Below are 21,625 nucleotides of genomic sequence, written 5' to 3'. Positions count from 1 at the left end.
AGTTGGTATTGTTTTTGTATATATTTGTAAATAAAATTAGTTAATATGAAAAAAGTAATCCTTACGTTATTCCTGGTTTTAGGATCATTAACGATAAACGCTCAAGAACTGACATGGCAAACTGATATGAATAAAGCCGTGGAAATCTCCAAAAAAACAAAAAAACCTTTACTGTTATTCTTCACCGGAAGTGATTGGTGCGGTTGGTGTATCCGTTTGCAAAAAGAAGTTTTAAAAACACCTGAGTTTGCCAAATGGGCCAAAGACAATGTCATTTTGGTGGAATTAGACTTCCCGAGAAGAGCACAACAAAGTCCTGAATTGGTTAAGCAAAATATGGAATTACAACAAGCTTTAGGTGTGCGTGGTTATCCTACCGTTTGGTTTGTAAATGCCTCTAAGAAAGATGGTAAAACCAACTTAGAGCAAATTGGCAGTACAGGCTATGTAGCCGGCGGACCGGCAGTTTGGTTGGATGGTGCCAATAAAATTTTAGCCAACAAAAAATCATAATTCAAGACGAATTAAATCTTATAAAATCCCTTTTCATTAGTAATATGAAAAGGGATTTTGGCTTTATGGCAGGTAGCTTTCCAAAGCCGAATGTAACTTTTGTAGTTAGAACCATCGGCTACAATTTGTTTTGGCGTGTATGCTGAAAGATATCTTTCCAAGTTGATTTTAGGGGAGTTTACTAAGATGACAATATCGGGTTTTATATTTAGCGGAACTGTCGCACTACTGTCTATTAAAAGTATCTTTTTGGTGTTGAAATAGTACAAATTCTGTAGGTTTTCTCGTTGAGTGAGTTTTGCAAAATTGGCTGTTAAATACGATTGTAAAATCTGATTTTTAGCTATTGTATTTTGAATGCTATCGTTCCCAAACAAAATTACTTTATTGTTTTTTCGCTCAGTAATCATTGTACTTTTCTTTTGATGGTACACAATCATTTCCTGTGTATTTGTTGATTGCCATTTGTTGTGCAAACAAACAATTTGCAACAGTAGTACACTAACCATAGCCAGCACTACTTTTTTGTAAATCGGTTTCTGAAGCCAAAGTCCCAAAGCAATAATCACCAAGTAGGAAGTCCAAAGCATAGCAGCAGTAAATCCAATGTTTTTAAAAACTAAAGCATCCCAAGAAGCTACCCAGCCAATGCACTTATTCTGAATTGCAATCATCATTGTTAGCGGAACAATAACAAACTTCGGAACTGTTCCAAAACAACCGATAATAACCGCAACCAAGCCAACTACCATAATGATTCCGAGTAACGGCAAAACCAGCACATTGGTTACAAAAAACAAACCCGGAAATTGGTGGAAATAGTAAATACTTAAAGGCAATGTGCCCAATTGTGCTGCCAAAGAAACGGTAAGGATGTCCCAAATGTATCGTGTAATTTTGTTTTTGGGTTGCCAAAAATCGGCTATTAAAGGTTGTAACCAAAGGATAAAAAACAGCGCCAAATAACTCAATTGAAAACCTACATCGAATAGAAAGGACGGTTTCCACAACAAAATGAGCAATACCGAAACCAAAAGCGAATGGTAAACATTGACACTCCGACGCAAATGTTGGCCTACCGCAACAAAGGAAAACATCGTAACCGATCGAACCACCGATGGTGCCAAACCGGCTAAAATACCATAACTCCATAGTGCTAAAACAATAATCAACAATTTTATGTAGGTATTTCTGCTTGTATTCGGGATCGGTTTTAAAAGAAAGTTAATGAATAGCATGATAAAACCCACATGCAAACCGGAAACTGACAAAATATGAACGGCACCGGCCAATTGGTATTCTTGTAAAGTTTCAGGATCAATATCTTGCTGTTGCCCCAATAACAGCGCAATCATCACAGCCAATTCCGTTTCGTTGAAATTAGACTTTTTTAAATTATCGATAATCTTTGTCCTGAAATTGGAGAACTTCGACCAAATAGTATTTTCGGTTGTAATGATTTTTAGCTTAGGCCATAAAGTGTAAATTTGGGCGTAAATCTGTTGGTTTTCCAAATAACCGCTATAGTCAAACTGATTCGGATTAAAAGGCGCTTTGTTATGGTAGAGTAGGCCGTCCACTGCTAGATGACTTCCGATAGGAATGTTTGTGTTTTGTGACGAATGCCGAATGTTCAACAGTATTTTGCCTAGGCTTTTACGATGGTTTATACTTTTGATAATGGCGACATATCTCTGGTTTTTCTTGGTGCTTTTTAATTTCTCGTGTAGGGTTAGTTGGAAATGATAAGGAACTTGGTCTTCGGTAAGATGACTGTAATGAAGCCGACTTCTGGTGTCTTGATCAAAAGCGGCCGTTGATAAGCCAAGGACGACAGAAAGTAAGGCAACAAGCCAACCAAAGCTTTTAAAAGCATTCCTTTTATTTGCATACCGATGCATAGTAACCAAGCCAACCAAACCAACGAAAAGGAAAATGAAAACAACAAATCCATTTGGTTGAAAGCCTTTTTGGTACAAAAGCAAACCCAAAATAAAAAACAAACCGATACGGGCTAATGGAAATTGTAAGATTATCATGCAACTAAATTACATAATAAATCTTTTTCTTACAATAAAAATACTACAAAATTCTGTTTAATTGTACGAATGTTCGATTGTAATAAGGTTCTTTGGTGGAAGAAATAATAACGCCGCTTTGGGTAGAGGAATGGATAAATTTCACTTCTTCATCGGTAACTTCAACCACCATACCCACATGATTGATGCGTCTTTGCCCGCGATTGATAAAGAAAATCAAATCGCCTTTTTGAGCACTTTTCAAATCAATTTTTGTTCCAACGGTTGCCATTTCATGAGAAGAACGCGGTAAAGTAATGTCAAATTTCTTGAAGGTAGAATAAATTAAACCCGAACAATCAAAGCCGTCTTTAGTAGTTCCGCCGCCACGATAGCCAACACCTAAATTCTCGGAAGCACTGTTAATCAGTTGACGAATCAAATAGCTGGTATTTTCATCATCAATAATAATATCCGATTCATTTTGGTTATCGACTATAGCTCTTTTGGCTGATTTGGTTTCGGCTGTAACCGATTTTGAGGTTACCACCGTGTTGGTGTTTTTTTTCTTCTTTTCTAAGCTTTTAGTTTCTGTAACTGTAAGCGGTTTGGGTTCCGAATACAAGCCTTTTTTTACAGCAACTTCTTTGGAAGTAACTATAGTAGCCGCCGGTTTACATGCGAAAAACAGCACGGAAAGAAGAAATATGTAGCCTGTTTTTTTGATAACTGTAACTTTTTGGCAAAGTTAAAAATTCGATTTTGGAATCAAAACTACTTTAGATCATTTATAATAAATTTAGCAGTTTTGGTGCTCGCACCAATGCCTCCTAATTTGGTTTCCAATAGGTCGTATTTTGCTAAAAGTGCCTTTTTATGGTTTTCGTCTAAGAGTTTTTCCAATTCTTTTTTGAGATTAGCGGTGTTGAATTCGTCCTGAATTAATTCGGTTACCACCGCTTCATCCATAATCAAATTCACCAACGAAATGTACTTTAATGTAATGATTCGCTTGGCAATTTGGTACGAAATCCAACTGCCTTTGTAGCAAACAACCTCAGGCACTTTGAACAATGCGGTTTCCAAAGTGGCCGTACCCGAAGTAACCAAGGCAGCTTTGGCAATACTCAACAAATCATAGGTTTTATTGGAGATGAATTTCACATTCTGATGCGATAAAAATTGCTCATAGAAACTATATTCCTGACTCGGCGCACCGGCAATCACAAATTGATAAGCCGGGAAATCAGCCACTACACTCAGCATCACACTTAGCATTTTGGCAATTTCTTGTTTGCGGCTGCCCGGAAGCAAAGCAATAATCGGCCTGTCGTCCAGTTGGTTTTCTTTCCTGAAAACACTTTCGTCGGTTGGTTTTCGGTTGTGTATCGCATCAATTAACGGATGACCCACAAAGTCTACGGGAAAATGATGTTTCTTTTCAAAAAAGTCTTTTTCAAACGGCAGTATCACAAAAAGTTTGTCGAAATCTCTTTTAACGGCTTTGATGCGGTTTTCTTTCCATGCCCAAATTTGCGGGGCAATATAATAATGTGTTTTGATCCCTTTTTGTTTCGCCCATTTGGCAATGCGCATATTGAATCCAGGATAGTCAATAAAGATAATCACATCGGGTTGGAACTTTTCGATATCGCTTTTGCAAAACTTGATGTTATTCAGAATGGTTTTCAAGTTCATCACCACTTCGGCAAATCCCATAAAAGCCAAATCGCGGTAGTGCTTGACCAAGGTTCCGCCTACACTTTGCATTAAATCGCCACCCCAAAAACGAATCTCAGCCTCAGCATCTTCTTGATACAGTGCTTTCATTAAATTGGAACCGTGTAAGTCGCCCGAAGCTTCGCCGGCTATGATGTAATATTTCATAAGCTTTTGTTATGGAGTTTCATTAAATGCTATAAATTCCAACTGTTCAATTGTTGGATGGCGTGGTGTGCCGTTAAATCAAATTGTACGGGCACAATTGAAACATAACCGTGAGCCAAAGCCCATTCGTCGGTGTCTTCGCCTTTATCCTGATTGACAAATTCTCCCGTTAACCAATAATAATCTTTGCCGTACGGTGTTTGTCGTTTGTCAAATTTCTCCATCCAAATCGCTTTCGCTTGACGGCAAACCTTAATACCTTTGATGTCATCGTATTTAAGTTTGGGAAAATTAACATTCAAAACGGTGCCTTCCGGTAGTTTTTGAGACAAAACTTCTAAAGCAATTTTTTTGATAAACGGTTTGATGGTTTCAAAATCGGCATTCCAACTGTAATCCAATAACGAAAAGCCTATCGCGGGAATGCCTTCAATTCCGGCTTCTACCGCAGCACTCATCGTTCCGGAATAAATCACATTGATCGACGAGTTCGATCCGTGATTCACGCCTGACACACATAAATCGGGTTTTTTCTTCAAGATTTCATTCACCGCCAATTTGACACAATCTACCGGAGTACCTGAACAAGCATATTCTGTAACAAGGGCATTTTCGGCGGAAACTTTATTCAAATACAAGGTATTGTTGATGGTGATGGCATGTCCCATAGCGCTTTGCGGACTGTCGGGCGCCACTACAATTACATTGCCGATTTCGGCCATAACCGCTATTAAAGCCCTGATTCCGGGCGCGTTAATACCGTCGTCATTGGTTACTAAAATGGTAGGTTTCTGAATCATGTTTTGGTGTTAATTGTAACAAATTTGTGAGGTTGATCGACAAACAACCTAAGGCAAAATTAACCATTTTAAGGCTTTACAACGCTACATTTTTTTATAACTTTGATCCAATCGACGAAGTGTCAACAAGGAAAAGTGTTTTTTAACAAAAAATTAGTCCGCCCTGAAACTCTTGGCATGGTTTTTTGTTTAATTTAGAAGAAAATTAATGAATGTTATAATGCAGTTTATGAAAAAGAATTATAAAATACTATTGGTAGTGTTAACCTTATCAATAGCGTTGTTGGGATTTAGTTTGTTCCCAAGCAAAAAAGAATCCGATCCGGAGAAAGATAAGTTGTTGATAGAGTTGCTAACGTTTGTTATCGAAAAAGGACACTACAATCCGGCGGCTATTGATGATAATTTCTCTAAAGGCGTTTACAAAGATTACTTAAATGCTTTAGATCCGTCGAAACGTTTCTTTTTACAATCGGATATCGACGAGTTTGCCAAATACGAAACACAAATCGACGATCAAATTCTGAATAAAGAATTGTCGTTTTTCGAATTGACCTACACGCGTTTGATGCAACGCATGGAAGAAAGCAAAAGCTACTACAAAGATGTTTTAGCCAATCCTTTCGATTATAAAGTAGACGAAACTTTCAATGCTGATTACGAAAAGTTGCCATATTGCAAATCGACCAAAGAGTTAAAAGAAAGATGGCGTTTGCAAGTCAAGCTTTCCGCCTTGTCCACCTTAGTGGAAAAACAAAAGGTAGAAGAAGACAAAAAGAAAAATCCCGAAGCCGGAAAGAATGAAACGCCTAAGTCTTTCGAGCAAATGGAAAAAGAATCGAGAGAATCTACTTTGAATTCATTGAATGATAACTTTAGTTTTATAAAAGATTTAGATCGTGAAGATTGGTTCTCTATTTATATCAATGCTATTTCCTCCCGATTTGATCCACATACTTCATACTTCGCGCCGAACGAAAAAGAGCGTTTCGACCTAAGTATGAGCGGTAAATTTGATGGTATCGGAGCGCGTTTGCAAAAGAAAAATGATTTTACTGAAGTGTCTGAGTTAATTTCCGGCGGTCCTGCTTGGAGAGGCAAACAATTAGAATCAGGGGATATTATTTTGAAAGTAGCGCAAGGTGATGGTGAACCTGTTGATGTAGTAGGCATGCGTTTGGACGACGTGGTTAAAAAAATCAAAGGGCCTAGAGGAACCGAAGTTCGATTGACCGTGAGAAAACAAGACGGAACCATCAAAGTGATTACCATTATCAGAGATCAGGTTGAAGTTGAAGAAACATACGTAAAATCGAGTGTAGTTGAAAAAGACGGTTACAAATACGGTATCATTTATTTGCCGAAATTTTACATCGATTTTGAAGACCAAAACAGCCGTGATGCCGGAAAAGATGTGGCTATCGAAGTGGAACGCCTGAAAAAAGAAGGTGTTCAGGGAATTGTAATGGATGTTAGAGATAATGGTGGTGGTTCTTTGAAAACCGTAGTGGATATCGCAGGCTTATTTATCGAACAAGGTCCGATTGTTCAAATCAAATCGGCTGCCGGTAAGAAAGAAGTCTTGTACGATCGTGATGCAAAAGTACAATGGGATGGTCCATTGGTAGTAATGATTAACGAGTTTTCGGCTTCTGCTTCTGAGATTTTAGCCGCTGCAATTCAGGATTACAAAAGAGGCGTTGTTATCGGAAGTAAACAATCGTACGGAAAAGGAACGGTTCAAAATGTAATCGATTTGAATCAGTTTGTACGCGGTAGTACTTATGGTGATTTGGGTGCTTTAAAAACAACAACTCAAAAATTCTACCGCATCAACGGTGGTTCTACCCAGTTAGAAGGCGTGAAGAGTGATATTGCCATTCCGGACAAATACGCTTACTTAAAAATGGGAGAACGTGATATTGACAATGCTATGCCTTGGGATAAAATTGATCCTGCCAACTACAAAATTTGGGACAAACAAAACAATTTTGATTTGGCCATTAAAAAGAGTAGAGCGCGTATGCAAGCCAATCCGCAATTGCAATTAATAGACGACAATGCTAAATGGTTGGATGAACGTAACAAGGAAAATGTGTACAGCTTAAACATTGATAAGTTTAAAGCGGAACAAAAAGCCTTAGAAGAGAAAAACAAAAAATACAAACCCATTGCAGATTATAAAAATGAGTTTGTTTTCAATTCGTTGCCATACGAGTTAGAAGCCATGGATAAGGATAACGTACTGAAAGAAAAACGCGAAAGATGGCACGAAAGCTTGTCTAAAGATATTTATATCGAAGAAGCCATCCACATCTTGAACGATTTGCAAATGGAAAACAATAAAGGACTTTCTAATAAAGTAAAGAAAGAAAAGGTTGCGGTTAAGTCTTAATTAGCCAAACAATTTTAAAGCAAAAAGCCACCCAATCGGGTGGCTTTTTTTAGTTTCTGAGTTTGTTGACTTTCTTTTCGGTTTTGTCAATGTCTTCCTGAATTTCTTTTATTTTAATTTGTTGTTTGCTGATTTTGATGTTTTCTTTCTCTATGTCAATTTCAGAAATCTTGCCTTTTCGTTTGTTCTTTTCGAGTTTGCTTTGCATTTTCTCGAGACGTTTTCGTTCCTTAACCAGCTTTTCTTTCGATTTGATTAGCGATTTTTCGGCTGAAGCTATTCTTTTTTGCTCTTTTTCAAAACGCTTTTGTTCTTTTTCCAGTTTGCGTTGTTCCTTTTCGAGTTTTTTAGCTTCCTTCTCCGCAGCGGCTTTCATTTTCTCGGCTTCTTTTTGTTTTTGATCAGCCGCTTTTTTAATAGCCGCCGCTTCTACAGGCGTAAGCGTTTTTTCTTTGGCAACTTTTTGTAGTTCAATTTCTTTTAAATCAACAGAGTCTACAGGTTTTGAAACCGTGTCTTTGACTACTTGAGCCGATAAAAGACAGCCGCTCAAAAGCAGTACAAGAGTTAAGGGCAATTTAGTGTTCATAGTGAGATTTTTTAGTGTAATCCCAAATTTACAAAAACTGTTCCGCTTTTACCACTCGTTAACTTTATTGGCGTCCATTTTTAAGAAAATAAAAAGCAAAATGGTAAAACCCCATAAACCTGAACCTCCATAAGAGAAGAAAGGTAATGGTACACCAATAGTTGGAAAAACCCCAACAACCATGGCAATATTCACAAAGAAATGAATGAATAAAATTCCGGCAACACAATACCCGTAAACCCTACTGAATTTGGTTTTCTGTCGCTCAGCCAAGTAAATAATCCGAATAATCAGGACAACAAATAGGGCAATGACAAATAGTGAACCCAAAAATCCCCATTCTTCGCCTACGGTAGTAAAGATGTAATCGGTATGTTGTTCGGGTACAAAACCACCTTTGGTTTGCGTACCTTCTAAATAGCCTTTTCCAAACCAGCCGCCCGAGCCAATGGCAATTTCCGATTGGTTGGTGTTGTATCCAACGCCTTTCATATCGACTTCTTTTCCTAAAAGAATGTTGAAACGATCGCGGTGGTGTTGTTTAAAAACATTTTCAAAAACATAATCTACTGAAAACACAAAACCTGATATGCCGGCAAAAATAATCGCACTTAAAATCCAGTTCCGGTTAATAATTCGGCTTCGGTAATAAATAAATATAATGATTGCCAACGCAATACCGATAATTACTAACGGTTTCAGCATTAAAGCCATCACAAACAAAACGATAGCGATAAATCCCGTCCACAAATACCATGACGGTAAACCTTCGCGGTACAAAACTAAAATGAAAGCACTGTAAATTAAAGCACTACCGGGATCGGGTTGCGGTAGAATAAGCAATACCGGTAAGGCCAGTATGAGTAAGGCTTGTACTTGTCGATTAAAGTCTTTTAAATTGACCTGTACATCGCTTAAATATTTGGCCAAAGCTAAGGATGTGGCCGCTTTAGCAAACTCGGACGGTTGTAGCGTAAAACTGCCTATGCCGTACCAACAACGCTGACCGGCTATGGTTTTTCCAAAGGCAAAAAGGCCGACCAAGGATAAAAGTGAAACCGCAAATATAATACTCGAATATTTTTCGTAGAACTTAGCATCTACCGATAAAACAATAAAGATGATAGGAATGGAAAACAGGATGAACAAGAATTGTTTTCCGTAAATCTGACTGAAATCAAAAATAGACGTTTCCCCTTCAATCGATGATAAGGAAGAAGAATAAATATTCAGCCAGCCCAATATGACCAATATCAGGTAAATCACCACACTAATCCAATCTAAATTATTGGTAACACTTTGGTTTCTCATAAACTGAATTTATCCTTGTGAGGCTGCGCTTTTGTTGGCTGCACTACTGTCTTTTGCTGCCGGTTTTAAAAGCGTATTGGTTTTAGTAACATTAATTAACGTGTCATTAACCGGATTTTTGATAAAACGGTTGTACTCCGGTCGTAAATCTCGGGCTAAAATACGGGTTTCTAAATCTTTGCGAGTGATTTTACCACGAATGTATTTTTCAAGCATCAAACTGGCAATCGGTCCGGCGATAGTCGCCCCATAACCTCCGTTTTCTACCAAAATAGCAATCGCAATTTTCGGATTGTCTTTAGGTGCGAATGCCACAAAAATGGAGTGGTCTTTCAGCTGTACCCTCTTTCCGTCTATGATGGTAAAGTTTTCCGCAGTACCGGTTTTACCGCAAATGTCGATACCTTCCACTCTTAAACCGCTGGCAGTACCAAAGTTGTAAACATCGAACAAACCGCTGACCATAGTTTCAAAATGCTCTTTGTTTATGGTCGTTACGTGTTTGGTTCTGAATTTTTTATCGATGACTTCGCCTTTGATTTTTTTGATGATATGCGGTGTGTAATAGTAACCGCGATTGGCTACAGTAGCCATCATATTGGCCAATTGAATAGGCGTCATCAATACTTCTCCTTGTCCAATGGCATTCGATACTATGGTTTTACTGCTCCAACGCCAACCCGGATAAATCTTTTTATAAGTCTTTGAATTCGGTATGTTTCCTCTTCTTCCGGTTGGTAAATCGTAACCCATAAACTCGCCCAAACCAAAAGTTTTCAAGTGTTTACTCCAAACGTCAACGCCAACAGAAGCATTGCCGAACTTGTCGAGTGTTCGCATATAAGACGTGGAAAAGAAAGTATTACAAGATTCGTAAATACCACGATGCAATTGAACCACGCCGCCGTGACAGTGACATCGCATGAATCTTCCCGGTGCAAAGCTAAAACCGTGGTTACACACTACAGAAGTATTCAAATCGATAGCGCCTTCTTGTAAAGCCACTAAACCGGTTAAGATTTTAAAAGGTGAGCCCGGTGGGTATTGTGCCAATAATCCACGATCGTATAAAGGTTTAGCAATAGAGTCGTGGTACAACATCGTGTAATTTTTAGAACGTTGTCTGCCCACTAAAATAGAAGGATCGTATGACGGTGCTGTGACTAAAGCCAGTATTTCTCCGGTTTTAGGTTCGATGGCCACTATACCACCGCGTTTGTTGACCATCAATTCTTCTCCGTATTGTTGTAAAACTGCATCAATGGTTAAATTAATGTCTTTTCCTTGTTCGGCAATTGTATCAAAGCGGCCTTCTTTGTAAGAGCCGATTTCGCGGTTGTATTTGTCGCGTTGGATGTATTTCACCCCTTTGATGCCTCGAAGGATTTCTTCATAACTTTCTTCTACACCTTGTTTGCCAATCAAATCACCGGATTTATAGTATTTATTTTTTTCGATGATGCTTTCATTCACTTGAGTGATGAAACCGAAAATGTTGGCTCCAACAGAAACTTGGTAATCACGAAGGGAACGTTTCTGAATGTAAAAACCACTGAAATTGCGCTGTACTTCTTGGAAAGCGGCGTATTCTTTTTTGTTCAATTGGGCTAAAAACAACGAAGGCAATCTCGGACTGTACACTTTGGCTTTGGCAATTTTTTTCAGAAAATCTTCTTTGGTGATGTTCAGTAGCTGACAAAACTCCATAGTGTCAATATCCTTTACATCTTTTGGGATTACCATAATGTCGTAAGACGGTTGGTTAGCCACTAAAAGTTTACCGTTTCGGTCGTAAATATAACCTCTTTCAGGATATTCGTATTTAATCTTGATGGCGTTATTATCTGACTTTAGTTTTAAAGTGTCATCGATAACCTGCAAATAAAACAACCGCAGCACCAATAAAGCAGTAGCCACAAAAATGATGGTTGGCAATAAAACTTTTCTCATCGTTTACTTGGCTTTATAATGTAAATTATAATAATACAAGTGATAAGGGTAAAGATAGTACTTAAAAAAGTACGCCATAAAATTTCCCACAGGAAGCTCAATTTAAATACTTCCAGTAAAAACATAATAGAGTGATGTAACACTACGGCAATCAATAGAAATGAAAAGCGTTCCGGTGTAATAACATCGTTGAGTTTTACCGTTTGGTATTCATAGCTCAATCCAAAAGAGAATTTAAAAATCGCCGGTCTGAAATAGGCCAAAGTTATACATGCTGTAGCATGAACGCCACCCGAATTGCAAAACATATCCATCAATAAACCCAAGAAGAAACTGGCTGCTAAGAGTCCGGTTTTGTTTCCGTTTACCGGGAAAAGGATAACGAAAAGGATATACGGAAACGGATTGATAAAGCCAAACAAATCAATGCGGTTAAAAATCAAAACCTGTGCAAACAGCAACAAGATGAAGCGGGCGATATTTCCCAGTAAAGCGCTATTCATCTTTTTTATTTTGATTTTCTAACTTAGTAATTTCGTCGGCATCTTTATTTTTAATGATGTAAACATGGCCGAGATTCGTCATGTCGTTGAACAACTTGATGTTAAGGGTATAATAATTGGTTTCCTCGTCTATGTAAACATTTTCAATAGTTCCGATGCCAATATTTTCAGGGAAAATGATAGATTGTCCACCGGTAACTATAGTATCGCCTTTTCGCACGCCGGCCAACCTTGGTACGTCAATCAATTGCACAAAACCTGTGCTTTTTCCGTTCCAAACCAAAGAACCAAAGTGATTGGACTTCTTTATCTTGGCGTTAATTTGTGACTTTACATTCAAAATACTAATGATGGTAGCATAATTGGGAGAGGTGTTGTCCACTATACCCACAATACCCGCGCTATTGATAACACCCATATTACGTTTGATGCCAGACGAAGAACCGTTATTGATGGTAAGGTAGTTCTCGAAAACACTATAAGAGTTGTGAATGACTTTCGATACTATGATGTCCGTTTTTTTAACGCCTTTGATGGAATCAATCTCCGGTAATTTGGTCGTGTCTTTTTGATTGAAGAGCAACGATTTTAAACGGGCATTTTCCAAAGCCAATTCTTCGTTTTGCGATTTCAAGTTGAAATACTCGTTGATGTTGTTCACCCTTTCATAAATCCCGCCGGTAAAGAAATTAGCCGAGCTGATGACTTTGCTTTTGTGATAAGAATGCGACTGAATAGTAAGCGAAAGCGATATGACCAAAAGCAGCAAAAACAGTAAGCGATTACTGTTTTTTAAAATAAAATTAACTATTTGCTGCATCTTTTTCTAGTCTTCAGTGTTCAGTATTGAGTCGAAAGTATTCGGTGTGGTGACCCAATACTATTTAATAAGTATGCTTCTGAATTTCGGGATGTTTTTAAGCGCCATTCCGGTACCGCGAACTACCGCTCTCAAAGGATCTTCGGCAATATAAACCGGTAAATCTGTTTTTTGAGAAATACGCTTGTCCAAACCTCTTAACATCGAACCTCCACCGGCTAAGTAAATACCGGTATTGTAAATATCGGCTGCTAATTCAGGCGGTGTTTGCGATAGGGTTTCCATGATCGCATCTTCAATACGTTGAATGGATTTGTCTAAAGCTTTGGCAATTTCTCTGAACGATACTTCTACTTGTTTTGGTTTTCCGGTTAACAAGTCACGACCTTGTACGGACATATCATCCGGCGGCGTTTCTAAATCGTCAGTGGCAGCACCGATAGTGATTTTGATTTTCTCGGCAGTGCTTTCTCCCACAAATAAATTGTGCTGCGTTCTCATATAGTACACGATATCGTTGGTGAAAACGTCACCGGCAATTTTAACCGATTTGTCACAAACAATTCCACCTAAAGCAATTACTGCAATTTCTGTAGTTCCGCCTCCAATATCTACAATCATGTTTCCTTTTGGCTGCATAATGTCGATACCGATACCGATAGCTGCTGCCATAGGTTCGTGAATCAAGTATACTTCTTTACCGTTAACGCGTTCACACGATTCTTTTACCGCGCGCATTTCTACTTCTGTAATACCGGAAGGAATACAAACTACCATGCGCAAAGCCGGTGTAAACATTTTTTTCTTCAAGGCCGGTATGCTTTTGATAAACATACTGATCATTTTTTCCGAAGCGTCGAAATCAGCGATAACACCATCTTTCAACGGACGTATGGTTTTGATGTTTTCATGGGTTTTACCTTGCATCATATTGGCTTCTTTTCCAACCGCAATGATTTTACCTGATATTCGATCACGGGCTACAATTGACGGACTATCAATTACAACTTTGTCGTTGTGAATTATCAGCGTATTGGCTGTACCAAGGTCAATAGCGATATCCTCGGTCATGAAATCAAAAAATCCCATAAGTCTTTTAAGGGTTTAAATGTTTATATAAAATTTTAACGCACAAAGTTAAACAAATTAATGTTTAAAATGACGTGTTCCTGTAAATACCATTGCAACTTTATTTTCGTTGCAAAAATGAATGCTCAATTCATCTTTTATTGAACCACCGGGCTGAATAACAGCCGTGATTCCTGCGTTGTGAGCAATTTCTACACAATCCGGAAACGGGAAAAAAGCATCACTGGCCATTACCGCTCCGTTCAAATCAAATCCGAAAGTATTGGCTTTTTCAATGGCTTGTTTTAAAGCATCAACTCTGGAAGTTTGTCCTGTGCCCGATGCTACTAATGTACTGTTTTTTGCTAACACTATTGTATTCGACTTGGTATTTTTGCAAATTTTTGAAGCAAAAAGCAAATCTTCAATTTCTTGTTCGGTTGGCTTACTGTTAGTAACGTAAGTCAAGTGCGATTTATTGTCTGTGATGTTATTTCTTTCTTGCACCAAAACACCGTTCAAACAAGTTCTAACGTTGGTTTGAGGCAGCGCGGTTTCTTTTAAAATTAAAATAATTCTGTTTTTCTTTTCAGATAAGATAGCGATGGCTTTCTCGTCAAAACTTGGTGCAATCACAACTTCACAGAATAAACTGTTGATTTCACCGGCTGTAGCTTCGTCTATGTTACCATTGGCAATCAATACACCACCAAATGCCGAAGTCGGATCTCCTGCCAAAGCGGCTAAATACGCTTCTTTCATCGTGTTTCGAGAGGCTAAACCGCAAGCATTGTTGTGTTTTAATATGGCAAAAGTCGGTTCGTTTTCCTTGAATTCTAAAATCAGATTCACCGCAGCATCCACATCCAACAAATTGTTATATGATAATTCTTTGCCGTGTAATTTGGTAAACATCGCGTCGAAATCACCGAAGAAAAATCCTTTTTGATGTGGATTTTCTCCGTAACGTAACACTTGACCTTTTTGCTCACTGATTTTTAAAACGGTTTCTTCTTGATTTTGGTTGAAATAATTAAAGATAGCCGAATCGTAGTGCGAAGACACATTGAATGCTTTAGTCGCTAACGTTCGTCTTTGCTCCAAAGTTGTGGCGCCGTTTTGTGTGGTCAATAAATCGAACAAAAATCCATACTCATTTACCGAAGCAATGATAACGGTGTCTTTAAAGTTTTTGGCTGCTGCGCGAATTAGTGAAATTCCACCGATATCAATTTTCTCAATAATATCGGCTTCACTCGCTCCGGAAGCAACTGTTTTTTCAAACGGATATAAGTCGACAATCACCAAATCAATTTGCGGAATTTGGTATTCAACCATTTGTTGGGCATCACTTTCGTTGTCCTGACGGTTCAAAATACCACCAAATACTTTAGGATGCAAGGTTTTAACGCGGCCGCCTAAGATAGATGGATAGGAGGTGACGTCTTCCACCGGAACTACGGGAATGCCGAGTTGCTTGATAAATTCTTCGGTTCCGCCGGTAGAGTAAATTGTTACGTTTTGTTCGTGTAGTTTGCGAACAATCGGTTCTAAACCATCTTTGTAAAAGACCGAAATTAGGGCCGATTGGATTGTTTTTGTTGTGTTCATAGTTGTTGTGTTGTGAGTGTAAAAAAGTTGTTTCTAATAAGACCGCAAAAGTAGTTTTTTTAAAAGCAATATTCAAGTTTGATATGTAACAATCTGTTGTTTTTTGACACAAATAAAACGAAACAAAAAATAATAGGGATTTCCATTAATTTTATGGAAATTTACCCATAGATAAATTAGCCATATGTTACTCTATTTAAGACTGCTCAAAGAAAGTTTTGCTTTTGCTATGAATGCGTTGCGAAACAATAAACTCCGAACCATGCTTTCTTTGTTGGGAGTAACCATTGGTATATTTTCCATCATTGCCGTTTTGGCTGCTGTAGACTCCTTAGATCAAAAAATCCAAAGCGATTTGAGTACTTTGGACAAAAACACCATTTATTTAACCAGTCAGTCTTTCGGACCAACGGATGTACCAAGATGGAAAAGGGAACAGTTTCCTAACGTGACTTTCGAGGAATACCAATACATGAAAACGGCTATGAAAGATGTCGAAAACTCTTGTTTTCAGTATTTCACGGTTAGTCAAAACATTACTTATGAATCCAGAACTTCCGAGGCTGTAAATATGGTGGCGGTTACCGCAGAATTTGTAGACATTCAGCGATTGGAGTTTTCCGAAGGGCGATTTTTCAACGAATCCGAATCGTATTCCGGTAAACAAGTGGTTGTGTTAGGATATGATATTGCTCAAAATTTATTTGATGGTTTTAATCCGATTGGTAAAACGGTTAGAATGTACGGACAGAAGTTTACCGTTATCGGCGTTACTAAAAAGAAAGGAAGTTCCGGGATTGACATAGGTGGTGGCGATGATACTTCTGCATTTTTTCCGGCTACTTTTTTGAGAAGAATTTACGGCGATAACAATCCGCAGGTTTTGCCGGTTATTGTAGTTAAACCCGAAAAAGGAACCGATATTGAGGCTTTAAAAAGTGACATCGCTCAAAAATTGCGCAATTTCCGTGGTGTGAAACAAGGTGATATAGATAACTTTTTCATCAATATTTTATCAGGACTAACCGATATGATTGACGGCCTTTTAGGAAGTCTAAGAGTTGGTGGTATCATCATCAGTTTCTTTTCGTTTTTAGTTGGTGGTTTTGGCATTGCCAATATTATGTTTGTTTCGGTAAAAGAAAGAACCAATCTCATCGGTATTCAAAAATCATTGGGAGCTAAAAATAAATTTATCTTGTTTCAGTTTTTGTTTGAAGCGATTATCCTTTGTTTGATTGGAGGCGTCATTGGCTTGTTGATTGTTTGGTTGCTGGCGATGTTGCTCACCAATATACTCGACTTCGAGTTTGTGTTGAGCTTCTCTAATGTGTTAATCGGAACAAGTTTGTCGGTCATAGTCGGACTCATCTCCGGAATTTTACCGGCCATTTCCGCTTCTAAATTAGATCCTGTAGAAGCGATTCGAAGCGGAATGTAAATCGGAATACATTTTTATTTACAACATAAAAAAAGGCACAAACTAGAATTTGTGCCTTTTTTACTTTTAACGAAAATGACTTATCGAATATCTTGATTTAAAATCAAATCGATGTACAAATTGATTTTGTTTTTCAATTCTTTTCGGTGAGCGATGAAATCCAGGAAGCCGTGGTCTAAAACGAATTCGGCAGTTTGGAATCCTTCCGGTAAATCTTTTCCGGTAGTATCACGCACTACACGCGGACCGGCAAAACCAATCAAAGCGCCCGGTTCTGAAATATTGATATCGCCCAACATGGCATAAGAAGCTGTTGTTCCTCCGGTAGTCGGATCTGTACATAAAGAGATGTACGGAATTTTAGCTTCGGCCAATTGCGCTAATTTAGCCGACGTTTTGGCCAACTGCATCAACGAGTAAGCAGCTTCCATCATACGAGCACCACCTGATTTGGAAATCATGACAAAAGGTGTGTTGTGTTTGATGGCATAGTCAATACCACGTGCAATTTTTTCACCTACTACAGCACCCATTGAACCACCAATAAAGGCAAAGTCCATACAACAAACCACTAAATCTTTTCCTTTGGATTTACCAACACCAGTGCGTACCGCATCTTTCAATCCGGTTTTGTCAATAGCGTCTTTTAAACGGTCTGAATACTTTTTGGTGTCAACAAAGTTCAAAGGATCTTTGGAAGTCATTTTGGCATCCAACTCTTTGAATTCGTTGTTGTCAAACAAAATCTCAAAGTATTCTTTACTGCCGATTCTCACGTGAAAATCATCTTCCGGACTTACCCATAAGTTACGGGCCAATTCGTCTTGATCGATAATTTTTCCGGTAGGCGATTTATACCAAAGTCCTTTCGGCACGTCTTTTTTATTTTCCGTAGGTGTTTGAATTCCTTTTTCTGTTCTTTTAAACCAAGCCATAATTAAGTTAGAAGTTAGAAGTTGGAAGTTGGAAGTATTCAACCTTCCGTTCCAACACTATATTATTAATATTAAACTTTATCCACTTCGTACTTCGTACTTTGTACTTTGTACTTTATAAGGTGTTTACGTTATTCAAGTCGGCAAAAGCTTGCTCTAATCGGTTGTTGAAAGTTACTTCTCCTTCGCGAATCCATTTTCTTGGGTCGTAGTGTTTTTTGTTTGGAGAATCAGCGCCTTCAGGACTTCCGATTTGGGTTCTTAAATAATCAATTTTTGAGGTCATATAATCTCTGATACCTTCGGTGAAAGCGAATTGTAAGTCGGTATCGATATTCATTTTAATTACTCCGTAAGAAATCGCTTCTCTGATTTCCTCCAAAGTAGAACCTGAACCGCCGTGGAATACAAAATCAACAGGGTTGTTTCCGGTGTTGAATTTATTTTGAACGTAATCCTGAGAGTTTTTCAAGATTTTTGGTGTCAGTTTTACGTTACCCGGTTTGTACACGCCGTGAACGTTTCCGAAAGCCGCTGCAATCGTAAATTTAGGCGATACTTTCATCAGTTCCTCGTAGGCGTAAGCTACTTCTTCCGGTTGGGTGTATAATTTTGAGCTGTCTACATCGGAATTGTCAACACCATCTTCTTCTCCGCCGGTGATACCTAATTCGATTTCTAAAGTCATGCCCATTTTGCTCATACGAGCCAAGTATTCCTTACAAATTTCGATGTTTTCGTGTAAAGGTTCTTCCGACAAGTCAATCATGTGAGAAGAGTATAACGGTTTTCCGGTTTCGGCAAAGTGTTTTTCAGAAGCGTCTAACAAACCGTCAATCCAAGGCAAAAGTTTTTTAGCACAGTGGTCTGTGTGTAAAATGACAGTAGCGCCATAAGCTTCGGCTAAAGTATGAATGTGTTTGGCTCCGGCAACTGCTCCGGCAATGGCAGCCTTTTCTCCTGCATTTGAAAGTCCTTTTCCGGCATTGAATTGCGCTCCACCGTTGGAAAACTGAATGATAACGGGTGCGTTTAACTTAGCAGCTGTTTCCAAAACACCATTAATAGTACTGGAACCGATTACGTTAACAGCCGGTAAAGCAAATCCTTTTTCTTTAGCGTAGTTGAAAATTGCTTGAACTTCGTCTCCGGTAGCTACTCCGGGTTTGATATTGTGAGCCATTGTTTTGTGTCGTTTTTAAGTTAAGGTTACAAAAATAATAATTTCTGATTTTAGAAAGGGTAATTTATTCCAATATTTAAAACCGATTTATCGAAGCGCATCTCTTTCATCCATTTGTCGTTAACAAACTCCGAAGGGTTGTAGGTTTTGAACCCTAAATCCAAACGGACGATAAAGAAATTAAAGTCGTAACGGAACCCGAAACCGCTACCAACGGCTATGTTTTCTAACGACTTAAAGCCTTCAAAAATTGCCGCTTCATTTTTAGAGTTGTCCAATACGTTCCAAATGTTTCCGATATCGGTGAAAAGGGCTCCATTAAGTTGCTGGAAAATGTTGAAACGGAATTCGGCACTAAAAGCCAATTTCATGTTCGCTTCGTTAAAATCTAAAAAGCTTCCGCTGGCGCCCGGCCCTAAACTATAAGATTGCCAAGCGCGGTTGTCGTTGGTTCCTCCGGCAAAGTAACTTCGGGAAAAAGGTACGTCATCGGAGTTGCCGTAAGGTACAGCAATACCGGCAAAAACTTTGGTAGCAAAGACCTTTTTGCGACTTAAATCCCAATGCTTGATGTATTCAAATTCGCCTTTTAAGTATTGCGAAAATTCCACATCTAAAAAGGTGTTGGCGCCGTTTTGGTTTTGTAATTGTTTGGAGGCACGCGCTAAAATAGACAATAAGTTTCCGGCCGATTCTACTTTGGCTTTAACCGCAAAAAATTCGTTGTCCAATAAGTCTTTTTTGGAGGTTTTGGTAAAGGAAATGTTGGTCGCAAAAATCAAGTTGTTTTCAATCAAACGTTGTCTTCTTTCCACTATGCTCAATACCGATTTGGCATCAGATACGGAAAGCGGTATGTTGCCTGCAGCTACGTCATTGATAAAGCCGTTCGTTCCGTCTTCTATGAGCAATCTACCGGTATCCTGATTGAAGTAAGGCGAAGTGGCCGGCAGATAATCTTGGGCAATTTCGTTTAGAGTATTGTAGGATGATTGGTAAATGTTGAAATAGTTGGACGGATTTAGGTTTTTAACAAACTGTATGTTGATCAAATCCAACTTAAAATTGGTGTTTCGTTTCGGTGTCCAATTGTACGTTAATGAACTGGTAAAGTTTTGTTTATCGAGACCGATGTTGGTTTGTTTGGCATAACCCACGCTCAAGGTAGTGAACGGAATCATGGTTTTCGGGATGATTTTATCGGTTTTGAACGGCAAGAAAATTCGAGGAAAATTCAATTTCGCATCTACCCCGATTTCTGAAATATTAAAGAAAGTATTGTTTGGATTCGCCAAATCTTTGGAGGAACCGATGTTGCCTCTGAAACCAATTTCAAAAGTTTCGGCACCGTTAAATACATTTCGAATGCCTAAAAAAGTGTTTCCCGTAATCCCGAAATCCTGTATGTTGGAATGGGTAAAATCGGTCGAAAAACCGAAAGTATATTTCTTTCTCGGTGTCAGATAAACATTCGCAATCAAACTGTTTTTTTGCGTCTTATCTTCTACATATTGAATCAGCGGATAGTTGAATACTTTTAGATTACTTAAATAACGAGAAGTAATAGATGATCTGAAATCGGAAAAATAATTGCCTTTGGTCACAAAAATCCCGTCGGTAATGGCTTTCGGGCGGTATTTTAATTTGGTAGTGCTGTAAAGGGTAAAATCGTTATAGACCACACTGTCTTTAATGGGCGCTGAAGCGTTCGTCGGATTATGGTCGGTAAAAATGTTCACCTTGCTGATTTTGTACAACTCGAAAGGCTTGGTTTTCACACTGTCTTCCAGGCGAATAGACTCGTTTTCAATAACCAAATCAACATTAGCAATATGCGTCTTTTTCAAGGTGTCGATATCAAAAGTAACATAATTTTGTTGGAATCGGAACGCACCGTTGTTACGGAAATCTTCGGTAATTCTTTTTCGTTCTTCATCAAAAGTCACCGTCTCAAATTTTTGTTTCGATTTGAGTACAGCGTTGCGTTTTCTGGATTGGTAGATAGAATCTAAGGCCGGACTCGCAATAAAAGTTTTGATACTGTCGATAATGTACGGTTTGCCGGTTTTTATGTCGTAACGCAGCTTGACTTTTTTCTTGTCAACGGTGTCAATTTTGTATTGTGTTGTTACGTCGAAATAGCCTCTGTTGTAGAAATAGGAACGCAATCGCTTCAACGATCTTCGCGTACTGCTGGTGTCCAATACAACCGGTGCTTCACCTGTTTTTCTCAAAAAATTATCCACACCCGAATACAAGAAAGATTCTCCCAATCGCTTCACTTGCTTTTTCGATAACCATCTGGCTTTGCGGTAATAGCGTTTCGGGTTTTGAATCATTTTGGCTTTAAAAAGCGAGTCCGATTTGGGCTTAGCCAAATTGTAAATGTTCAAACGAAGCGGAAATCCGAAAATAGCACTGTTCTGTTTTTGGTACAACTGATTGAAGACTTCCTCGGCATTGTCTTTCTTGTCGTCAATGTAGATGTTGTTTTTGGTGAGTAAACTTTTACCGTCGGGAACTCTTTTGGTCGAGTTACAACCAAAGATAATTAGTCCAATTAGAATAAATAGTGATATTTTTGTGAGACTCTTTTTCAAG

Annotated in this window: 17 protein-coding genes; 3 read left to right on the top strand and 14 right to left on the bottom strand. The window is 38.5% G+C overall.

Annotated elements, in window-relative coordinates; all coding sequences use genetic code 11:
* The first annotated feature begins 45 nt into the window (after positions 1–45).
* Positions 46–513 carry a thioredoxin family protein gene (locus tag SK086_RS00450; protein ID WP_290872690.1) on the top strand — a complete coding sequence of 156 codons (468 nt, stop codon included), beginning with the start codon at positions 46–48 and terminating at the stop codon, positions 511–513.
* 11 nt (positions 514–524) lie between these two features.
* On the opposite strand, the gene SK086_RS00445 is transcribed toward SK086_RS00450, so the two are convergent.
* The 4 genes from SK086_RS00445 to surE form a co-directional block, all read right to left on the bottom strand.
* Entirely contained in the window at positions 525–2,552 is a 2,028-nt protein-coding gene (locus SK086_RS00445) for a ComEC/Rec2 family competence protein (RefSeq protein WP_324688892.1), read from the bottom strand.
* A 43-nt stretch (positions 2,553–2,595) separates the two neighbouring features.
* Positions 2,596–3,225: a C40 family peptidase gene (locus SK086_RS00440; RefSeq protein WP_324688890.1), complete on the bottom strand. Its 630-nt coding sequence runs from the start codon at positions 3,223–3,225 to the stop codon at positions 2,596–2,598.
* Between the two features lie 80 nt (positions 3,226–3,305).
* The gene (gene lpxB, locus SK086_RS00435; protein WP_324688888.1) at positions 3,306–4,418 is read right to left on the bottom strand and encodes a lipid-A-disaccharide synthase; all 1,113 of its coding nucleotides are present in this window, start codon (positions 4,416–4,418) and stop codon (positions 3,306–3,308) included.
* A 29-nt stretch (positions 4,419–4,447) separates the two neighbouring features.
* Entirely contained in the window at positions 4,448–5,218 is a 771-nt protein-coding gene (surE, locus tag SK086_RS00430; protein ID WP_324688886.1) for a 5'/3'-nucleotidase SurE, read from the bottom strand.
* A gap of 208 nt (positions 5,219–5,426) precedes the next feature.
* Here surE and SK086_RS00425 point away from each other — a divergent pair, with 208 nt between their 5' ends.
* Positions 5,427–7,613, top strand: a complete 2,187-nt coding sequence (locus SK086_RS00425; RefSeq protein ID WP_324688884.1) for a carboxy terminal-processing peptidase — start codon at positions 5,427–5,429, stop codon at positions 7,611–7,613.
* A gap of 49 nt (positions 7,614–7,662) precedes the next feature.
* On the opposite strand, the gene SK086_RS00420 is transcribed toward SK086_RS00425, so the two are convergent.
* The 7 genes from SK086_RS00420 to purH are packed head-to-tail and all read right to left on the bottom strand — an operon-like array spanning position 7,663 to position 15,465.
* The gene (locus SK086_RS00420; RefSeq protein WP_324688882.1) at positions 7,663–8,202 is read right to left on the bottom strand and encodes a hypothetical protein; all 540 of its coding nucleotides are present in this window, start codon (positions 8,200–8,202) and stop codon (positions 7,663–7,665) included.
* Positions 8,203–8,250: 48 nt separating this feature from the next.
* A complete protein-coding gene (rodA, locus tag SK086_RS00415; protein WP_324688880.1) occupies positions 8,251–9,513 on the bottom strand; it encodes a rod shape-determining protein RodA in 1,263 nt (420 codons plus the stop codon).
* A 9-nt stretch (positions 9,514–9,522) separates the two neighbouring features.
* On the bottom strand, positions 9,523–11,463 hold the full coding sequence (gene mrdA / locus SK086_RS00410; RefSeq protein WP_290872715.1) for a penicillin-binding protein 2: 1,941 nt from the start codon (positions 11,461–11,463) through the stop codon (positions 9,523–9,525).
* A complete protein-coding gene (locus SK086_RS00405; RefSeq protein WP_324688877.1) occupies positions 11,460–11,966 on the bottom strand; it encodes a rod shape-determining protein MreD in 507 nt (168 codons plus the stop codon). The genes mrdA and SK086_RS00405 overlap by 4 nt, the downstream gene beginning before the upstream one ends.
* Complete coding sequence (gene mreC, locus SK086_RS00400) at positions 11,959–12,786, bottom strand: rod shape-determining protein MreC (RefSeq protein WP_324688875.1); 828 nt, start codon at positions 12,784–12,786, stop codon at positions 11,959–11,961. The genes SK086_RS00405 and mreC overlap by 8 nt, the downstream gene beginning before the upstream one ends.
* Positions 12,787–12,846: 60 nt before the next feature.
* On the bottom strand, positions 12,847–13,875 hold the full coding sequence (locus tag SK086_RS00395) for a rod shape-determining protein (protein WP_290872724.1): 1,029 nt from the start codon (positions 13,873–13,875) through the stop codon (positions 12,847–12,849).
* Between the two features lie 57 nt (positions 13,876–13,932).
* Positions 13,933–15,465, bottom strand: coding sequence for a bifunctional phosphoribosylaminoimidazolecarboxamide formyltransferase/IMP cyclohydrolase (gene purH, locus SK086_RS00390; protein ID WP_324688870.1), 1,533 nt, complete (start codon positions 15,463–15,465; stop codon positions 13,933–13,935).
* Between the two features lie 184 nt (positions 15,466–15,649).
* On the opposite strand from purH, the gene SK086_RS00385 reads away from it, so the two are divergent.
* Positions 15,650–16,906 carry an ABC transporter permease gene (locus SK086_RS00385; RefSeq protein WP_324688868.1) on the top strand — a complete coding sequence of 419 codons (1,257 nt, stop codon included), beginning with the start codon at positions 15,650–15,652 and terminating at the stop codon, positions 16,904–16,906.
* A gap of 80 nt (positions 16,907–16,986) precedes the next feature.
* Here SK086_RS00385 and accD read toward each other — a convergent pair whose 3' ends face one another.
* The 3 genes from accD to tamL form a co-directional block, all read right to left on the bottom strand.
* A complete protein-coding gene (gene accD / locus SK086_RS00380) occupies positions 16,987–17,841 on the bottom strand; it encodes an acetyl-CoA carboxylase, carboxyltransferase subunit beta (RefSeq protein ID WP_290875199.1) in 855 nt (284 codons plus the stop codon).
* A gap of 115 nt (positions 17,842–17,956) precedes the next feature.
* The gene (gene fbaA, locus SK086_RS00375; RefSeq protein WP_290875197.1) at positions 17,957–19,024 is read right to left on the bottom strand and encodes a class II fructose-bisphosphate aldolase; all 1,068 of its coding nucleotides are present in this window, start codon (positions 19,022–19,024) and stop codon (positions 17,957–17,959) included.
* A gap of 50 nt (positions 19,025–19,074) precedes the next feature.
* Complete coding sequence (tamL, locus tag SK086_RS00370; protein WP_324688863.1) at positions 19,075–21,624, bottom strand: translocation and assembly module lipoprotein TamL; 2,550 nt, start codon at positions 21,622–21,624, stop codon at positions 19,075–19,077.
* Between the last annotated feature and the right edge of the window lies 1 nt (position 21,625).

This window comes from Flavobacterium cheonhonense (assembly GCF_035671315.1).
Lineage (GTDB): Bacteria > Bacteroidota > Bacteroidia > Flavobacteriales > Flavobacteriaceae > Flavobacterium > Flavobacterium cheonhonense.
This window is presented reverse-complemented; position numbering and strand designations above follow the sequence as displayed.